17 protein-coding genes and 2 pseudogenes are annotated in these 18,591 nt (G+C 43.0%); 12 read left to right on the forward strand and 7 right to left on the reverse strand.

The genetic code is table 11. The features are described 5' to 3' along the window. Positions 1-12: 12 nt before the first annotated feature. A complete protein-coding gene (locus CZ794_RS11015) occupies positions 13-1,284 on the reverse strand; it encodes an integrase arm-type DNA-binding domain-containing protein (RefSeq protein ID WP_087041620.1) in 1,272 nt (423 codons plus the stop codon). A gap of 630 nt (positions 1,285-1,914) precedes the next feature. On the opposite strand from CZ794_RS11015, the gene CZ794_RS11020 reads away from it, so the two are divergent. Beyond that, positions 1,915-2,742, forward strand: a complete 828-nt coding sequence (locus tag CZ794_RS11020) for a hypothetical protein (RefSeq protein ID WP_087041621.1) — start codon at positions 1,915-1,917, stop codon at positions 2,740-2,742. 226 nt (positions 2,743-2,968) lie between these two features. Here the strand turns inward: CZ794_RS11020 and CZ794_RS11025 are convergent, their stop codons facing one another. Both CZ794_RS11025 and CZ794_RS11030 read right to left on the reverse strand, forming a co-directional pair. Next, positions 2,969-4,099, reverse strand: a complete 1,131-nt coding sequence (locus CZ794_RS11025) for a zinc-binding dehydrogenase (protein WP_256958946.1) — start codon at positions 4,097-4,099, stop codon at positions 2,969-2,971. A 40-nt stretch (positions 4,100-4,139) separates the two neighbouring features. After that, on the reverse strand, positions 4,140-4,832 hold the full coding sequence (locus CZ794_RS11030) for a glutathione S-transferase family protein (protein ID WP_087041622.1): 693 nt from the start codon (positions 4,830-4,832) through the stop codon (positions 4,140-4,142). Between the two features lie 200 nt (positions 4,833-5,032). Between CZ794_RS11030 and CZ794_RS11035 the strand changes: the two genes are divergently transcribed. Further along, entirely contained in the window at positions 5,033-5,935 is a 903-nt protein-coding gene (locus CZ794_RS11035) for a LysR family transcriptional regulator (RefSeq protein ID WP_087041623.1), read from the forward strand. Between the two features lie 168 nt (positions 5,936-6,103). Here CZ794_RS11035 and CZ794_RS11040 read toward each other — a convergent pair whose 3' ends face one another. Continuing rightward, positions 6,104-6,985 (reverse strand): SDR family oxidoreductase, encoded by an 882-nt coding sequence (locus CZ794_RS11040; protein ID WP_087041624.1) that lies wholly within the window; start codon positions 6,983-6,985, stop codon positions 6,104-6,106. 169 nt (positions 6,986-7,154) lie between these two features. On the opposite strand from CZ794_RS11040, the pseudogene CZ794_RS14305 reads away from it, so the two are divergent. Beyond that, positions 7,155-7,268 (forward strand): annotated as a pseudogene (locus tag CZ794_RS14305) (helix-turn-helix domain-containing protein); the annotation flags it as partial. After that, entirely contained in the window at positions 7,269-7,688 is a 420-nt protein-coding gene (locus CZ794_RS11045; protein WP_256958947.1) for a hypothetical protein, read from the forward strand. It begins immediately after the preceding pseudogene. Positions 7,689-8,115: 427 nt separating this feature from the next. Here CZ794_RS11045 and CZ794_RS11060 read toward each other — a convergent pair whose 3' ends face one another. Continuing rightward, entirely contained in the window at positions 8,116-9,378 is a 1,263-nt protein-coding gene (locus CZ794_RS11060) for an NAD(P)/FAD-dependent oxidoreductase (RefSeq protein WP_087041627.1), read from the reverse strand. Between the two features lie 318 nt (positions 9,379-9,696). Between CZ794_RS11060 and CZ794_RS11065 the strand changes: the two genes are divergently transcribed. From CZ794_RS11065 to CZ794_RS14315, 6 genes and pseudogenes are all read left to right on the forward strand, one after another. Further along, positions 9,697-10,104: a RidA family protein gene (locus tag CZ794_RS11065; protein WP_087041628.1), complete on the forward strand. Its 408-nt coding sequence runs from the start codon at positions 9,697-9,699 to the stop codon at positions 10,102-10,104. A gap of 26 nt (positions 10,105-10,130) precedes the next feature. Further along, on the forward strand, positions 10,131-10,802 hold the full coding sequence (locus CZ794_RS11070) for a DUF1028 domain-containing protein (RefSeq protein ID WP_087041629.1): 672 nt from the start codon (positions 10,131-10,133) through the stop codon (positions 10,800-10,802). A gap of 27 nt (positions 10,803-10,829) precedes the next feature. Further along, the gene (locus tag CZ794_RS11075) at positions 10,830-11,798 is read left to right on the forward strand and encodes a LysR family transcriptional regulator (protein ID WP_087041630.1); all 969 of its coding nucleotides are present in this window, start codon (positions 10,830-10,832) and stop codon (positions 11,796-11,798) included. A 9-nt stretch (positions 11,799-11,807) separates the two neighbouring features. Continuing rightward, on the forward strand, positions 11,808-12,944 hold the full coding sequence (gene argE, locus CZ794_RS11080) for an acetylornithine deacetylase (protein ID WP_087041631.1): 1,137 nt from the start codon (positions 11,808-11,810) through the stop codon (positions 12,942-12,944). A 33-nt stretch (positions 12,945-12,977) separates the two neighbouring features. After that, a pseudogene (locus CZ794_RS14310) lies at positions 12,978-13,622 on the forward strand (amino acid ABC transporter permease); the annotation flags it as partial. A 135-nt stretch (positions 13,623-13,757) separates the two neighbouring features. Beyond that, positions 13,758-14,492, forward strand: coding sequence for an amino acid ABC transporter ATP-binding protein (locus CZ794_RS14315; protein WP_256958956.1), 735 nt, complete (start codon positions 13,758-13,760; stop codon positions 14,490-14,492). A 165-nt stretch (positions 14,493-14,657) separates the two neighbouring features. Here CZ794_RS14315 and CZ794_RS11090 read toward each other — a convergent pair whose 3' ends face one another. After that, a complete protein-coding gene (locus tag CZ794_RS11090) occupies positions 14,658-15,407 on the reverse strand; it encodes a class II aldolase/adducin family protein (RefSeq protein ID WP_087041633.1) in 750 nt (249 codons plus the stop codon). Positions 15,408-15,616: 209 nt separating this feature from the next. On the opposite strand from CZ794_RS11090, the gene CZ794_RS11095 reads away from it, so the two are divergent. Together CZ794_RS11095 and CZ794_RS11100 are read left to right on the forward strand one after the other, a co-directional pair. Further along, a complete protein-coding gene (locus tag CZ794_RS11095; protein ID WP_227681463.1) occupies positions 15,617-16,483 on the forward strand; it encodes a transporter substrate-binding domain-containing protein in 867 nt (288 codons plus the stop codon). Between the two features lie 19 nt (positions 16,484-16,502). Then, positions 16,503-17,372 carry a phytanoyl-CoA dioxygenase family protein gene (locus tag CZ794_RS11100; RefSeq protein WP_087041634.1) on the forward strand — a complete coding sequence of 290 codons (870 nt, stop codon included), beginning with the start codon at positions 16,503-16,505 and terminating at the stop codon, positions 17,370-17,372. A gap of 506 nt (positions 17,373-17,878) precedes the next feature. Here the strand turns inward: CZ794_RS11100 and CZ794_RS11105 are convergent. Continuing rightward, positions 17,879-18,109 (reverse strand): hypothetical protein, encoded by a 231-nt coding sequence (locus CZ794_RS11105; protein ID WP_087041635.1) that lies wholly within the window; start codon positions 18,107-18,109, stop codon positions 17,879-17,881. Positions 18,110-18,591 lie beyond the last annotated feature (482 nt).

Here is an 18,591-nt window from a genome sequence, read left to right on the forward strand (position 1 = left end):
CTTTTTTTAAATCTATTTAGAACCGTCTCGCAGCTTATCTATATAGTCTGCCCAGTCCTGCATCATCTCTATCCTCGTATCAATCTCATCAAGTCTATTATAAGCGCCGCCATGTGTGTCTTTAATGCGATGACCGAGCTGCAGTTCTGTGACGATATCCGAATACCTCAGCTCAGGCTGCTCCATGAGTAAGGTTTTGGCCGATGCTCGAAACCCATGCGCGCATTGCACGTCTTTGTAGCCCATGCGATGGAATACCTGTACGAGCGCGGCCTTACTAATATAAGCATTATTTGAAGCGCGCGTCGACGCAAAGACATAATCGTTATGACCGCTGACAGAGTGAATGTGTCGTAAACGTGCGATGACTTGGGTAGCCAATGGCACCACCAAATGTGAGACCATATCATCACGACCTTCACCTTTAGTAGGGGAGAATGCCCATACATTGTTGTCCCAATCGATATCCTGCCAGCGCATCGAGCGCAAATCGATACTACGGACAAACACATAAGGTAGTAGGTTCATGGCCGCAAGTGTGATCTTGCTTGCCCCTTTAAAATTGGCCATATCCTGTAAGAGCGTTGCAAACTGATCAGCCTTGGTAATGGCTGGCAAGTGATGACCTGAGCCAGCTGGTGCCAGCTCGCCACGCGTGTCAATCGCCACATTTCTATCGCACAATCCGCGCGCGACGGCAAAAGAAAACACTTTTTCGGTATACAGCCGTGTGCTTGCACCCACGAAGGTGGCTTGATTATCATTGTTTTGAATGGCCTCACACACACTGAGTATTATCTCGCTAGTGATATCGTTCATTCTCAACTCACCAATCTCATGACACATATAACCCAGACACAAATCCCAAAACTTGAGCGTCGATTCACTAAACGCAGGCTTTTTAGATTTGCTATGCTGGCGATTTGATGTTTTGTGATTTCGCCATGCTTGTGCAATTTCAGCGAAAGTGGCGTTTTTTAGATGAGCGTACTTATTGACTTGCTCTTTTTGCTGTATGGCTTTGGGATCAGAGCCGTTTGCGACCATGTTAAGTATGGTTTCCGCTTTATACTTAACCTCGTATAGATTGATGTCCTCGACCTTACCCAGCATCATTCTGGGCCGCTTGCCTGTGATGTGGGGATGGGCGTAGCGTAGGTAGTATTCTTTTTTGCCATTTGGATAGACGCGGATACTCAGACCCGCGACGCCTGAGACGCTGACCGAATAGTCCTTATCTCGGTATTCAAGTTTATTAATATCATTTGCATTATCGACAGCCATAAAGGGTATCCGTAATTTTTATAAAGGGGCGAGTGACCGTAGGCAACAGTTATGTCATAAGACAGTATTGGACACTGACTGCTGGACACCAATATGGACACTGGTATTTGTTATACCATTCTTATAATCCTTTTAAATAAAAGATTATGACTATTAATCATCCCCAAGGTTCACTTGGGGATTATTTTAGCATAAAGAGCCATATTAAGTTAAAAACGTGCTAACTAGGAGAGGTATTAAGAAAAATAAATGGGTTAAAGCGACTAATGAGCGCTTTTACAGTCAGATAATTTTATTAAATATCGCCCGCACGCCTTATATTTCAATAGATTGAGAGATATTTTTATAAAAATCATGCTCGCTTACGTGCATAGAATTGGTTTATCAGGGTGATGGTAGGATTCTGTGTAAATTTGGGGGACAGCGATTTTTGATGGTTTAATGTGGAAGAGCTAATAAAAATAGACTTATATCAGTTATAATTGACTATTTGTAATATAGCTGTTCAGTAGGGTTAAAAAGTCATTTAGTATATGCTGATTTGGTGTATCACGTAAACCAAGTCGGCGTTGAATAAGATTCTGGGCATATGAGTATATGCCTTAAAAGAGTGAAAGGGATTTATAGAAGATGAAACTAAATGAAATTATAAGAATAATAAGAGAAGTCGCAGTAGTCTGTGTAGTCTGTGTAGTCGGATATCGAGTTATTAATTCAGACTTCAATATAAACCTTGGTACACTTTCAGCTACAGATATAGTAGCCCTATTGCTAGCTTTGTTCGCTGTTGGACTTTCTGTCGCTTTTTATTTCAAAAGTTCTGATTCAAGTAACAAGTTTTATGACAATATGCATAAGTTCACTCAAGATACGTCGGTTGTGCTTGGGACCATACAATCTGGTTTCGGCGAACAATTAAAGAATATAGAGCAAAAATCTCAAGATTTAAAAGAAAGCGTAGACAGATACTATACATCTAATGGTGCGGATGTCTCTGAAGAGATAGCAAGAGAAAAAGCAGCCACAGAAAAGCAAGTTTCAGATTCAGAACAAGAACTGGGAAAAATTATTGAAACCTTATTTGAAAAGTCAAAATTAGATGATTCGGAAAAACAAATTTTAAAGTCAAAACTTGAAGAAAAAGAGCTTGAGCTAAAGACGTTTCAAAGTGAACTTAATTTTATTTCTAATGAAGAGTGGGCTGATCTTAACACAGGAGTTAATCACCATTTAACTAGTCTTGTGAAAAGAAAGTTGAAAGAGGATGATATCGATAAATTGCGTCCAATGGAAATTTTCCTAAGTATCCTGTTCTCTGCTAAGAGTAAGGAATTTTTAAAGGATATGCACAAATTAGGTTACTTGGAAAACAGTTCTCCAAAAAGTGTGAAGGATATCACTGCCAGTGGTGAAAAGCTATTTATGTCTATTTTAAATAGGGTTTTGCCAGACAATTGATTTCGCACCATAAAGAATTTTTATTTTCAGTATTCATCACCAGTACATCTTAACCCAACTTTGTATTCTTCTATGTAAAATTGACTGGTGTTGATCTATGAAATATTGCGACTACCTATTGAAGACTATTTTGAAGTATTAGTTAATATCCATGATAAGCAGAAATAAAAAAGCAGACATCTCGATATCTGCTTTTTTTATTTCTAAATTATCCTTTAAACAATGATTAGCCTTGAGGTTTAATCAAGTACTTCTCACCAGTCGCTTGCTTGCCATAAGCAGCGATAGATTTTAATTGTAGCGCTTCTTCTAGCGTGACTTCATGCGTATAGCTGCTCGCAAAGGTAGTAGTGATTTCTTCTGCCACGCGCTTACGCATGGACTGAACCGTTTCACTACCTAGCTTGCCAAGCGCATTGAATAACAAGAAGCCATTCACACCCCACGCAAAACCAAAGTTACGGTTTAAGGTAATTGGGCCACGATCGAGCGCGCCATAGATATAAGCTTGCTTAAAGGTATTTGAGCCATAGACGCTGTATTCTTCCACGTCATGAGTGATGGCCGCTTCCATACAGTTTAGAATATCGCTGGACAGCTTGCCGCCACCAATAGGGTCGAATGAAATCGTTGCGCCCGTCTCGATGATTGCAGCGGTTAAGTCCTTGGTAAACGTCTCACTGCTTGAATTGACCACGTATTTTGCACCCATATCACGCAGTAGCTTTTCTTGTGATTCTTTACGCACGATATTGATCAGATCAATGCCATCTGCCATACAAATACGGTTGAGCATTTGCCCGAGGCTAGATGCCGCTGCCGCATGGATAATAGCTTTGTGACCTTCAGCGCGCATGGTTTCTACCATTGCCAGTGAGGTGAGTGGATTAACAAAAGACGAGGCAGCCTCGGTAGCAGTCGTGCCATCCTTCATCTCTATGCAGCTTTTGACATTTACGCAGTGGTACTGACGATATGTACCGCCGCCAATCACAGCGACCATTTTACCCATGAGTGCTTGCGCCGCTTCTGATGAGCCTGCTGCAACGACGGTACCAGCGCCTTCATTGCCAACAGGGGTGTCTTTGTTTACCCGCGTTTTGAGCGCTGGCATGACTTTCTCAGGCACATCAGCGGTAATCACAGGGCTATCATCAGTGCCTGACTGTACAGCGGTTGACATATCAGCGGCGCTGAACATCACCCCAAAGTCAGACGGGTTTAATGGCATGGCTTCCATGCGTACGACCACTTCGTCAGCACCAGGCTGCGGCATCTCGATGTCTTTTAAAGATAGGGTTAGTTTGTTGTCATCACTGATGGTGGATACCAGTTGTTTATTTTTATCGGTCATCATGTTTTCTCCTATGAATGATGCGCGGCATCACTCATTATTGTTATCGTATGGGTGTTATTTTAGGCTGAGCTGCTTGTATCTGAGCTTTTATGTGTGTCATAAACTCAGGCATATTGGCGACGCGATCGGCCTCTATTTTTTGGGCAATGTCAGATTGACTCATGGTCTTGTTCCATTCTTTCATACCGGGTATCTTTGCTAGCACGTCCCAGTCAAGTTGGGTTGAGGCGCAACCAATGACGACGACGTTTACATAGTGTATATAGATGTCAGCCATCGTAAGCTCTTGACCCGCAATCCAAGGTGAAAACTGGCATAACTGGTTTAAGGCAGGAATCCCGCGGGCGAGCACTTGACGTACTTCTTGTTTGAGAATATCAGGAGCTTGTGTACCTGAAAACACATAAGGGATGAGACGGCGGCTCGGTAATTCAAAATACAGCTCTGCTATTTTCATGATTTGACGCACGATTGCACGCTCGGTCACTGACTCAGGATATAACGGTGTATCAGGGTAGGCCTCTTCGATAAAATCACAAATGACACTCGACTCTGATAGTGTCACGCCTTCAGCCGTTGTGATAGCGGGGACTTTACCCACAGGACTAACGGCCAACAACTTGTCGTTGTCAGTAAATATAAGATGTTCTTGAAAGGGTATTTCTTTGTATAACAGCGCATGTTTGACGATGTTGTAATAGTTACTTGTGGGAAAGCCATGCAAAGTAATCATAAATTATTATTCCATTACGGATGTGAGTATTGTTTTTAATTGTCATGTTCAAGCCACACCCATTATTACTGTTTTTCATGGGGTGATATATAGGGCAAAACGCGAATCACTATTGCCTTTAAGACAATAATAAGGTCAAATTACTGAGTAATTGATACAGATATGTAAAAAATTGACGGTTTATTGAATGGAGATAGATTTTGGATCAGCTACGCGCGATACGATATTTTAGTAAAGTGGTCGAGACAGGCAGCTTTACCAAAGCAGCAAAAGTGTTTGATGTGCCACCATCTTCACTATCAAGACGAGTGTCTGATTTAGAAAAAAGTTTGGGCGCGACATTACTCAAACGGTCAACCCGAATTGTCAAACTGACAGAGGTAGGGCAGGTCTACTACAACGATGTACAGCAGATATTGAATCAACTTGAGCAAAGTAAAGAAACGGTACGCAGTTACCAAACAACGCCAATGGGGCGTCTGCGTATCAGCTCGATGGTGGGGTTTGGTGAGAAGATATTGCTGCCGTTGTTAGAGGAGTTTAGCGCATTATATCCTCAGATTGTACTCGATGTCAGTTTGAGTGATGAGCTGTCAACACTGGGGCGTGATGATGTCGATATTGCGATTCGCGGTGGCTACGCACCGAACGAGCGGGTGCTTGCAATAAGGCTCATGGATAATGAATTTATTCCAGTGGCGTCCCTCAGCTATTTGGAAAAATATGGCGTACCTGACCATGTCACGACGTTAAAGGAACATCGGGGACTTTATTTTAAAGCGCCATCAGGGCGAACCCCTTGGTTATGTTATGTGGATGAGCAATGGCATGATGTCTCAGGGTCCGTAGTTGCGATCTCAAACAACGGGCCGTGGTTGGCACAAAGAGCCTGTGCGGGCGACGGTATTTTAATGTCTACGCGCTGGGCGTTGGCATCCTACCTTGAGTCCGGTGCGCTACAAGAGCTGACGTTTGAGCATGAGCTGGCAGTCACTCAGCATGCGGACATGGCGATTTATTTACTATATCAAAAACAGCGATATTTGGTACCCAAGGTAAAGGCGGCGGTGGATTTTTTGGTAGAAAGGATAAAAGAAAAGTAGCAGGTGTGAATGAGTAGCTTAAATAAAAATATGATAATTGATTTATATATGCTAAATATTTTGCTTGTCTAACCCGGAAGGGTAAGCGCTAAGATGATCTGGTTCTTAAAGAATAGGGTGTTATGACTATAACAGGTACAAGAAATAGTTTGCCCCTGTTATGTAAAGTTATGCGTCAGCGCCGCCTAGAATTTTGTCTAGTTGCATTTCTGTTAAAACACGATCTTGAACAGGTTGTTTCGCCGCGTTAATCTCATCAACACCCCAAACTAAGCCAACAGGTGTGCGTGTTGGGCGTTTACCAGCAGGCATGTCTGCTAGGGTCAAATAAGCTTCTACGACCATTTGTGGATCAGGTGCTTGATCGCTCTGCATAAATTTACCGAACTCTTCGAACATAACGGCAGGGATATTTGCCAATTCGCCATAGCTGTCCAGTATGTCTGTACGTGATGGTTGTTGTCCTGATGCGCTTAAACCTGTTGGGAAGGGGCCTGGTTGTACAATGGCAACATCGATGCCAAATGATGCTACTTCGTAGCGCAAACCTTGAAGGTAGCCTTCCAAAGCATGTTTTGTCGCGGCATAAGTTGAGAAGTATGGTGCTGAAATTTGACCAACCATGGATGAGGTATTGATGATCAGGCCGGACTTAGCTTCACGCATAGTAGGCAAAACTGCCAGAATAGTACGCATAGCGCCATAGTAGTTGGTTTCCATCTGCTCGCGAGCTTGATCAATGCTAAAGGCTTCAGTAATGCCAAGGTACATTACGCCAGCATTGTTTAGCAAAACATCAATTTTTCCTGCTTTATCTAGTATGCTTGCAATGGCGGTTTCGACAGAATCGTCATTGGTGACATCCATATCAACAACATGGATGGAATCGCTATACCCTTCTAGTTCTGTTTTAACGATAGCGTTTTTCCCTTCTGGGCCACGCATGGTGGCGAATACTTGATAGCCTTTATCTGCAAAATCTTTTACTGACTTTTGGCCAAAGCCACTGCTGCTACCTGTAATAACTATGCTTTTCTTTGTATTGCTCATTTTTCTTTCCTATTCGATTTGCTAATTAAATACCAGTCGGTATAATAAGCGTAAAAGAATAGCGTGTCAAATTAAAATACTAGGTGGTATTAAAATGAGTTTAGATTCAATTAAGTCTCCAAGGGGGCGACCAAAGACCCTAGATCGTGATCATGTTCTAGAAGTAGCAATGAATTCCTATTGGAAGGAGGGCGTAGGTAATTTATCTCTTAATGAAATCTGTAGGAGATGTGATATCTCGAAGCCAGGTCTTTATCGTGAGTTTTCAAACGAAGATGGGCTGATGAAAGCTGTCATTCTTAAGTATCACCAAGAGGTGCTAAGCCCTGTTCAACACATGTTAAGCGGTGATGCTCCGTTTCGAGAGACGCTTGGTAATCTAGTATCATTTGCCACTTCAGTAGATGATAGTGAAGGTGCGCCAAAGGGATGTTTGTTGATAAAAATATGTGAAGCGCAGATGCATTTAGGTGAAGCAACACGAGCACAAATTGATTTGATTCAAGATCAAGCACTAGCAGCTTACAAGCAGTGGGTAGAGCATGCAAAGGCCAAAGGTGAGTTTTCTGCAGACATGTCATCTGAATTTGCCGCGACTTATATCGATGCTCAGCTAAGTAATGCCTCATCGCAGCTCGCTCGTGGTGTAGATCATGAAACGGTTAGGAAGCTACTGTTAGTCGCTTTTTCTATGCTGGAATGAATATGCCAGTCAGTTTATTATTTCTGCACAAATAAGGCGTTTGCTTATTTAGGTAAAAGAGCGCTGTGGTTCTCCGTTATCGATGCCGAATGGCCGGCTTTGTATCGGGCATTTTCACAATGGCTAGCGCCAGATAACTTTGATGAGGTCGGCAAGCAGCGAGCCCGACTGAGCGAGTTAATTCAAAAAGCTCTTCGACAACAGCTGTGAAGAGCGGCATCCATATACAGCCAAGACCACCATTTCTGTTTTTTAAGCATAAACTGACAATCACTCAGAATAATGACACGACCGTCTATTTACTATATCAAAAACAGCGATATTTGGTACCCAAGGTAAAGGCGGCGGTGGATTTTTTGGTAGAAAGGATAAAAGTTGGTAGTGAGGTCTAAAGAACGTAATACCATAGACCTCTCTTCTAAAACTATTATTCGGTTTTTTTAGAGGATTGATAATGCTGGTAGTGTCTTTGGATCTCTATATACTCAGCAATACGCTTGGCATCATGCCACACGCCCCAAATAAAGCTAGAACCTTTGCCCGACAAGTAAGGCAACCCAACAAAATAAAGCCCCGGCTCACTGGTGACGCCTTTGTTGTGTATCGGCGCGCCGTTTTCTTGAAAGATATCAAACGGCAGCCAATTGTAGTTGTACCCAAAACCTGATGCCCAAATAATGCTAGTGATGTTGTCTTTGTCAAAATCCAGCTCATGAATGGGATTTTTCATAGCGTCAGGCATGTCCATGAGGATCTTTGCTTCGGGCTCCTCAGGCAACTCTAAACCATTGCTTTCAATGTATCTGTCCATTTCTTCAAGATTGTCCAAATAGCTTTGTTCTGCACTGACAATGTTATCCACCAGATCATCATTAAACGAGACGGTCTTGTCGGTAAATGCCTTGGTCATGCCGACCAGCTGGATGCCTTCATGGCCCATTTTTCTAAAATCAACACTTTGACCACCATTCATACCGCTTACTGCAAACCCCTTAATGGGTCGTTGCGGCGGCGTGGTTTCATGCCATGTGCCCAAAACACCCAGCCACCACACATTGTCTCTGTCTCTGTATTTGCGCGGTGGACGCTCATGCGGGCCAACGGATAAGTATACCTTTTTACCCGCACTATTGAGCTCTGAGGCAATTTGTACCCCTGAAGAACCAGCCCCAACAACCAATACAGCACCCTCAGGTAACTGATTGGGGTTTTTGTATTGGTCAGAATGTATTTGATATAGATTTTTGTTTTGAGGCGCAATTTTTGGAATGATGGGTTGTTGGAATGGACCCGTTGCAACAACAATATTGTCGGCGACAACAGTGCCTTGACTGGTTTCGATAGTAAAACCCTTCTTATGCTTATTTTTTAAAACGTTTTGTACTTCGACGCCCGTCTCAATCGGTGCGTCAATCATCTTGGCATAGTTTTCAAAATATTCAGCGACTTCGCCGTGCGGCACAAAGCTGTCTGGATCATGGGGGAAGTCCATATTAGGGAATTTGTCATGCCAGCAGGGTCCGTTGGCGACCAATGAATCCCATCTACGTGTTCTCCATGCTTCAGCAATTCTGTTCTTTTCTAAGACTAAATGCTCAATACCTAAATTGCTTAAATGTTCACTCATAGCGATACCAGCTTGACCTGAACCAACAACCAAGGTGTCTACTTTCTTGTTATTAATTGACATAGGACCATTCTCTCTACATAAAAATGAATATTTTGAATAACCGCGCTATGAAGATCTGAATTTTTATAGATCACATTCACTGCCATTATCTTAATTTTTCTGTATGTAGAATGACAATCGTATGTCCTGAATAGCTACCTCAAAAAAACCGAATCACTCTGATATGGCTGAGCCTAATCACTGGAAAGGAAATCTTAATTTGCCTTGATGTTGATTTGCGACATACTGGTTGTAAGGCGATACAACATGCTATACCCCTGTTGACGCTTAGCTACTCATCTTATTTATTCACGCTTGAAGACTGACATGAGGTCGTCCATGAAACATACACGCATTCGCACCTTTAACACCCAAGATACTTATCCTGAGCAAAATATCGACAATGATCTGTGCCAAGCCGTCGTCGCAAAAGGCAGTATTGTATTTTTACGCGGACAAATCGGCCAAGACTTAGACACCAGTAAAAGCGTGTGTGTGGGTGATGTCAAAGGCCAAACCGAGCAAGCCATGCACAATATCAGCATGCTACTCAAAGAGGCCGGTGGCGAGCTTGCGGACATCTGCAAAATCACCATTTATATCATCGATCCTAGATACCGCGAGGACGTCTATCGGGTGGTTGGACGCTGGCTAAAGGGTGTGCATCCTGTATCGACAGGCATTGTCGTTTCTGCGCTGGCACGTCCTGAATGGCTGGTTGAGATCGACGCGACCGCTGTAATTTAAAACCATAATTATACTAAGGATATATAATGACATTTTCTATTATTGCGCGATGTGAAAAAACAGGGCAGCTCGGTGCAGCGATCAGCTCCTCATCACCCGCCGTGGCCTCTAGATGTATTCGTGCCAAGGCAGGCGTTGGTGTGGTCGCCAGTCAAAATATCACTGACCCTAACTTGTCGCAAATACTGATTGAAATGATGCAATACAATCTAACTCCGATTGATGCTGGTCATGAGCTGATTAAAAGTACTGAGTTTATTCAGTATCGGCAGCTGATGGCACTCAGCGCGACCGATGTGCCTTTTGTGTTTAGTGGTGAGCATACCTTAGGGACGTTCGCGACCGCGCAAGGTAAGCGTGCTGCTTGTGCTGGTAATATGCTGTCTAGCACGGCTGTGCCTGAAAAGATGCTCATGACTTTTGAGCAAAGCGAAGGCTCTCTTGCCAGCAGATTGCTTGAAAGCTTAGTATCGGGTTATCACGCAGGCGGTGAAGAAGGGGAGGTGCATTCGGCAGGGTTGCTGGTAGTAGACAAAGCCACATGGCCGATTGTTGATCTACGAGTGGATTGGTCAGACACGCCCATAGAGGACTTACAGAAATTATGGGACATCTATGAGCCGCAATTAGATGACTATATTGTGCGAGCCTTGAATCCCACTATTTCACCGAGCTATGGCGTGCCTGGAGACTTATAAACTGCTATTTAATAAAAGGGATCTATCGTGTTAAGTCGAATTACGTTACGTCAGATGGAATATTTTGTCACTACCGCAGAAAGCGGCAGCATCATCATTGCATCTGAAAAAATACATATATCCTCGCCGTCCATATCAGCCGCGATTGCACATATGGAAGAAGAGCTTCATGTCCAACTGTTCATTCGCCAGCATGCTAAAGGCTTGCTTTTGACCGAAATTGGCGAGCAGGTAAAAGATGCCTGTAAAGTTATCTTGGCACAATCCTCTGATCTGTATTCAATGTCGGCTGACTTCACAGGCATTATGCGCGGCAAGATCAAAGTCGGTTGCTTTTCAGCCTTTGCGCCTTTTGTTTATGCTGAAATCATACATGGCTTTGCAAATTTGTATAAGCAGGTAGATGTAGAAGCGGTGATTGACGATCATCACAATTTAACGCAAGAGCTCACAAAAAACACTTTAGATCTGGCTTTACTGTATGACTTACATATTGATGAAAACGTCATCAACTTTACGCCGCTGGCTGACTTACCGCCGTACGTCTTATTGTCCGAGACGCACCCGCTGGCCAAACATAAGGCTGTGACATTAGAAGAGCTGGCTGAATATCCAATGATCCTGCTGGATATGCCCTACAGTAATGATTACTTCCTGTCTTTGTTTCGCAAGAACAACCTCAAGCCCAACATTATCGACACCTGTAAATATGTCGATGTGATCCGCTCGATGGTGGGGAATAACATTGGCTACACCATCTTAAATGTTCGCCCAAAGAGCAACTTATCTAACGATGGTAAAAAATTGGTGATGGTCAGAATATCTGGCGATATGCGCCCCATGAAAATCGGCATTGCCACGCCCAAAAATGCCACCCTGACCAATGTGCAACAGGCATTTTCAAGTCGCTGCCAAGCCTTTATCTCCAACCAATACATACCTGGCATGAGTGTCTCGTATTTCTCCGAAGCACATATCAAAAACCAAAAAGAATAAGGAAGGCGCATGCAACATCACTCAGAATGCCTAACCGTATTAGAACAACTCATTGCTTTTGATACCACCTCTTACAAGAGTAATTTACCGCTGATCGACTACGTCAAACACTATTTAGACCACGACAATATCGACATTACCATCGACTACAACGACGCACAAAACAAAGCCAATCTATTTATCAGCACAGGCCCTAAAGACAGCGCTGGCGTGTTGTTATCGGGCCATACCGATGTGGTGCCTGTTGAGGGGCAAGACTGGGACACCAACCCCTTCACAGCAGTATTCAAAAATGACAATGTGTATGGTCGCGGCACGGCAGACATGAAAGGGTTTATTGCCTGCGCCTTGGTCATGATGAAAAGAGCGGCGGACATGCCCTTAACTTATCCGCTACAGCTGTGCCTGTCCTATGACGAAGAGATTGGTTGTGTGGGCGTCAGGCATATCCTAACGCAACTGAGCAGCATAATTGTGCCGCCTAGAGTCGTGATTATCGGTGAGCCGACCTTGATGGATGTGGCCACCAGCCATAAAGGCAAGGCTGTGTTTCAAGTGAGCTTTCACGGTACAGAGGGGCATTCTGCGCTAGCGCCAAACTACGCCAATGCCATCCACGCGGCAAGTGCCTTTGTACAAAGCTTGATTGACAGTCAGCAAGTGATTGCCAAAGAAGGTCATCAGGATACGGGGTATGACATTCCGTACTCGACCATTCATGTGGGCAAGATTCACGGCGGCACCGCGTTAAATGTCGTACCCAATCTGTGTCAATTAGATTATGAAATTCGCAATGTCGCAGAAGACAGTATTGCCACGATCCAAGCACAGATTTTAGAGCATTTTGCGGAAAAAGACTCAGGCTATCGTTATGAGATGCAAGACATCAATCAATATCCTGGGCTAATGACCAACCACGGCCAGCCAGAGTTGAAAAGCATTCAGGCGTTATTGCCACAGTCCAATATCACCAAACTCTCTTTTGGTACAGAGGCAGGCTTGTTCCAGCAACATTTTGACTCGCCCATTTTGGTTTGTGGCCCAGGCTCTATCGAGGTTGCTCACAAACCCAATGAATACATTGCTATTAGCCAATTAAACGCTTGCAGTCACTTTCTAGACAAGCTGGTTGCGACATTATTATAGCTTCACTCCTTAACGAATTTTAGAGGACAGATCATGCAATTTGATTGGGCATATACTTTTAGCTTGCTAAAAGACACAAACTTTTGGCAAGCCACCTTGACCGTGATTGAGCTTAGCGTATTAGTATGGGTTTTGGGCATCGTCCTTGGCTTTGTGATGGCACTGGGTAAAAAATCTAAACTCAAACCTGTCTCGTTACTAAGCCGCGCCTATATATGGCTGTTTCGCAGTATTCCTTTGTTGGTGCTTCTGATTTTTATCTACAGTATGCCGCAGGTGTTTCCACAGACCAGCGTGATCCTGTCTTCATCGTTTATGTCTGGTCTGATTGCTTTAACCTTATGTGAGACTGCCTACATCGCTGAGATTCATCGCGGCGGCCTGAACTCAGTTCATCAAGCTCAGATAGAGGCAGGCAAGGCCTTAGGCATCAAACCAATGGGTATTCAACGACTCATTGTGGTGCCGCAAGCGTTAAGAATAGCGCTGCCAACCTTGAGCAATGAGTTTGTGGTTATCGTTAAACTCACCTCACTGGTATCAGTTATTTCTTTGACTGAGATTCTATTGGTCGGACAGCGTTTGTATGCACAGAACTTCTTAGTGCTTGAAACCATGCTGGCGGTCGCATTTTACTACATCCTGATTGTCACTGTTTTTGGCTTCTTGATTCAGCGCTTTGAGAAGTTTATCGATATCACGCAAAAGAAGCCTGGTATTTTGAAAGAAGGCGAGTTAGTTGGTAATATCAGTAGCAATAAATCATTGAACAATTACAAAGAAATAAACCAAGAGCGAAAAGGCGATTATGCGCTGGAAGCCATTAATATCCATAAATCCTATGGCGAGCACCATGTACTAAAAGGTATTGATCTTAACGTAAAATGGGGCGAGGTGGTGTCGATTATTGGCCCATCAGGCTCAGGGAAAACCACCTTTATTCGTACGTTAAATAGCTTGGAAGCGCTTAATAAAGGCACGGTTAATTTGATGGGTAATCCATTTCTAAAGGATACCGTTCTAACCGATAAATCCAAGCCCTTTAGAGAGCAAATTATAAATATTGGTATGGTGTTTCAGAATTTTAACTTGTTCCCGCATAAGACCGTGTTAGAAAATATCATGCTGGCACCGCAGTACCACAAGGTGTATGACAAAGGCATCAATCAGCTGACTGCCATTGCAATGCTCGATAAAGTCGGCATGAAGGCCCATGCAAAAAAATACCCGCATCAGCTCTCAGGTGGTCAGCAGCAGCGGGTAGCGATTGCCCGTGCACTGGCGATGGAACCGTCGATTATCTTGTTCGATGAGCCGACCTCAGCGCTAGATCCTGAGCTGGTGAGTGAAGTACTAAAAGTAATGGAACAACTTGCCAAAGAAGGCTTGACCATGATTATTGTCACGCATGAGATGAGCTTTGCTTTTGATATTTCCGACCGTGTTATCTTTATGGAAGGCGGTCATATTGTTGAGCAAGGATCACCTGAGGCGCTTAGAAACAGTACCAACGAGCGCTTTAATCAGTTTGTACAAAATATCAATTAAAAGTAATGACTGATTTTCATAGATCAGTTTTTATATTAATCAGAGTCGCTAAAAAAGCCCTTATATCATCGTATATAAGGGCTTTTTCTTTAGCATTGTATCTTTTATATCAGGCAAGTATGGATGGGCTGGACAAATAGAGTTTTACTAAAAATAGATTAAAAATTATTCCATAAAATCAGGCTCTTGTATCAGCAGTAGCCGTTTAACCTCTTCTAAATGTGCTTCGCTAAAGTCCTCAATAGACTCCCAGTCCTGAGCCGTCTTTTCTGCGACGTCATCGGGGATGAGGCGCAATGGCTGATTGGTCGCGTAGGCAGTTGTGAGCACTTGGCAGGCACGCTCAATGGTGTACATGTCATCAAATGCCACACCGATGCTGTGCGAGCCGATCAGCACCCCATGATTGCCCATCATCAGACGACTATGCTCGCCTAATAAGCTGGCGAGTCGTTTGCCTTCCGCGTTGCTATCAGCCATACCTTGATAGCAATCATCGTAGCTCACACGGTTAAAATAGCGCGCCGTGTTTTGATCAATTGGTTTGATGATCGGATCTTTTAGCGTCGAGATGGTGGTGGTATAAATCGGATGTAAATGCAGCACGCATTTGATATCTGGTCGCAAAAGATGGATTTGGCTGTGTATGGCCCACGCGGTGGGGTCAATTTTTGCTAATAACTCGTCATTAGGATTATTGGTATCTAACAAAATTAAATCACTGGCTTTAATGGTAGAAAAGTGTTGCCATTTTGGATTTATCAGAAATTGACTGCCATCTTCAGATACCGACGCACTGAAATGGTTGGCGACTGCCTCGTGCATGTTCAGGCGTGCAAACCAACGAAAACAAGCCGCAAGGTCAATACGTGCCTGTGCTTCGCTTTTAAGATTGTTATTCTTAAATTCACTCATAAATCACCTCTGTATGTAAAATTATTACTATACAGAGTGCATTGAAAGCAAAGCGATTTTTTTAAATAGGATTTGCAGTAGTAGTGGGTAGGTTTTTCAAAATTGCTTTTAATAGGTCGTCTTTAGTATAAATGAGTTAAGCGATAAAGAGGTTATCGACACCTTGAGTACGGTTGTTTAAATTCATTAACCCACTAGGAATGACTACGATGAAGCCATTAAAACTGATGTTACTTTCTGCCGCTGCAGGCTTGGTATTAAACGCCTGTTCGAGTGAAGCACCTGCCACTACGCAAGAAAACAGCGCTGCTACTACTGAGAGTGCCAGTGCTGGTACTGACAAGCGAGTACTGACCATAGGCTCTGATATGACCTTTCCGCCCTATGAGTATCTGGATGAACAAGGCAATCCAGGCGGGGTAGATGTGGAGATTATGGCCAAATTAGCAGAGCTTAATGGTGATATCACACCCAAATGGGAAGACACCAGATGGGCAAACCTCATTCCCGGACTAAAAGGGGATAAGTTTGATGTGCTGTATTCGTCAATGTACATTACTAAAGATCGCTTAGCGCAGATTGATATGATTCCTTATTACAAAACGGACATCTCGCTACTGGTGCGTGGCGATTCAGACATGGCGCCACAAGGCGCAGATGACTTATGTGGTCAAAAAGTTGGCGCGATGAAAGGCACAGAATTTGTCAATCAATTGGGGAAAATATCTGCCAAATGCGTGGAACAAAACCAAGGCGCTATCGAAATTCGTGAATACGAAACCTCACCACAAACCTCTCAAGCATTACTGTCTAGAGCGGTAGATATTCAGTATGATGATGCCGCCGTCATGAAAGCTGCGGAAATGAAGCTTGGTGACCGCGTCAAAATCACCTCAACACAAGAGCTATATCCCATTGTCGGCGGGATCGGTGTGAAAAAAGGTGATACTGAAACCTATCAAATAATCTCAGACGGTATCGAACAAATGAAACAGTCTGGTGATTTGGAAAAACTACTGAGTGTCTACGGTCTGACTGTTCCAACTCAAGCAGATATTGATCAAATAATGAATTAATGTAGGGAAGGGGGCGCAAATGTTAACCAACGAACAAATTCAGCAGTATCACGATAAGGGCTATTTAGTAGTAGAAAACGCGATTGATTCTACTGATCTCACAGACCTTCTTAATCAAATAAATTTTTGGATAGATGAGAGTAAGGTGCATACCGAAGCTTGGGGTTCAACATTAGATGGTAGAGCAAGGTTTGATATTGATCCAAAAGATCATAGTGCCAAAAACCCCTCTCTACGCCGTGTGACATCACCAACAGAAATCTCTGAGTCCTTTGCCAATATGGCACTTAAATCCAATATGTCAGACATGGCAAGCGACTTGATAGGCGGTAATGGCACATGCTTTCACCATAGCAAAATCAATGCCAAGTTGCCCAATACATCGACTACCGTTAAATGGCACCAAGACTTTCCGTTTACGCCGCACACCAATGATGACATGCTCACCGCATTGCTGATGATTGGTGAGGTTACGATGGAAAACGGACCGCTGCTGGTGGTGCCCGGTAGTCATAAAGAAAATCTTTTTTCCCATTGGGAAAATGGGAAGTTTGTCGGTAAAGTGAGTGATGACATAGAATCAGAAAAATGCCAACAGTTTGTACCCTGTATCGGTAAGCCAGGTTCTATATGCTTTATGCATAGCAGATTACTGCATTCATCAGGACCGAATCAAAGCGATTTGCCAAGATATCTATTCATCTCGGTATACAAGGCAGAAGATGCACATGCGCTATCACCAAACCCGTTACCAAGTAAGCATGAGGGCGCTTTGGTAAAAGGTGCGATAAGTGGCAATGTTAGATTGACTCCCAACCTTGTACAGCTGCCAGAAATACCTAAGGGTGCATCGTTTTTTACTCAGCAAGAAATGGCAACGATGGGTTAGTATGACTACAATGATATAACAGTAGTAAAGATTATATTCATCGCCGTATAGAAAGGCAGATACTAAGGATAGTGTCTGTCTTTCTATACGGCGATTGTTTAAGTGGAGCAAGACAGTATTCTATTGAGCAATCCTAGAGAGGATATTTTTAATGGCTATACTGATAGCTGACAGTTTAGTTAAATAGCAATGTATCTATACCGTGATAGTATCGAAGGTTCCGTAAATAGATTACTTGAGATTGCTTATTTAACATAATATACATTATGCGAAAACTAACTAATGGTTTTAGGGGTGAGACTAACCAATGGTTTATTGACAGTCTAGAACTCACTGTAATGCCTTAACGCTTGCCCATAGCGAAAAGATGCTATGTGCGCTACAGGCTGATAATTGAGGGGTCTCTATCGTCATTTACCGAAAAGCTGTAACTGGAGGAAAAAGAAAAAGCCCACGTATATAAAATACATGGGCTTTTGTATCAGAAATTACTGAGGAACTAGTTGCTAACTTACCTCTGAAATCAGTAGCTCACTTGTAAAATTAACAGAGTTAAATTTATAAAATCGGTCATCAACTACAAACTCACAATTCTCTGAATCTTGCTTAATTAAGACTTCTGAAATAACACCTTCTACAGTAACAACTAAATAATCCAGAGACGCAGAACCCTTGAAAGGTTTATGTGTAAACTTGACCTGAGCACCTAGATATTTGGTAAAATCTTGAATAGCCATAATACGAACTCCTACTTAGTTCTGTTGTGGTTAGCAAGGCTTAAAGATTGCAGTCTTTAAGCTTTGTGTTTATAGATTAAAAATTCCTGTTGTAATTCTCTACATCCAGTCTCTGCTTAGCAACCGCCTTCCTCATGAATGAATTCAATTCCCTGGACACATCAGAATAATTAGCCTTACAGAGCTTGGTAAACTCCTCCTTTAGCTCAGAATTGACCCTAAAGGTGATCGTTGTATCAAGCTCAGTACTAAAATCAGTTTTGCCAGTATCGAAGAACATATTTAAACCCGTAAAAGATGAAAGCAGACCCCTACTTTATCATTAGTACATTGTAATAACAACGTACTAATTAAGAATATTTATAAAAAACAAAGGAAAACCTTTAGCAGCAAGGGATAGAGAGGTAAAAAAGATAGGTATATAGGACGAAATCTCGGACTAGAGTCCACCATTAGAATACGTGGACTCTTTTACGCCCCGC

It is taken from the genome of Psychrobacter sp. JB385 (genome assembly GCF_900163785.1).
Lineage (GTDB): Bacteria > Pseudomonadota > Gammaproteobacteria > Pseudomonadales > Moraxellaceae > Psychrobacter.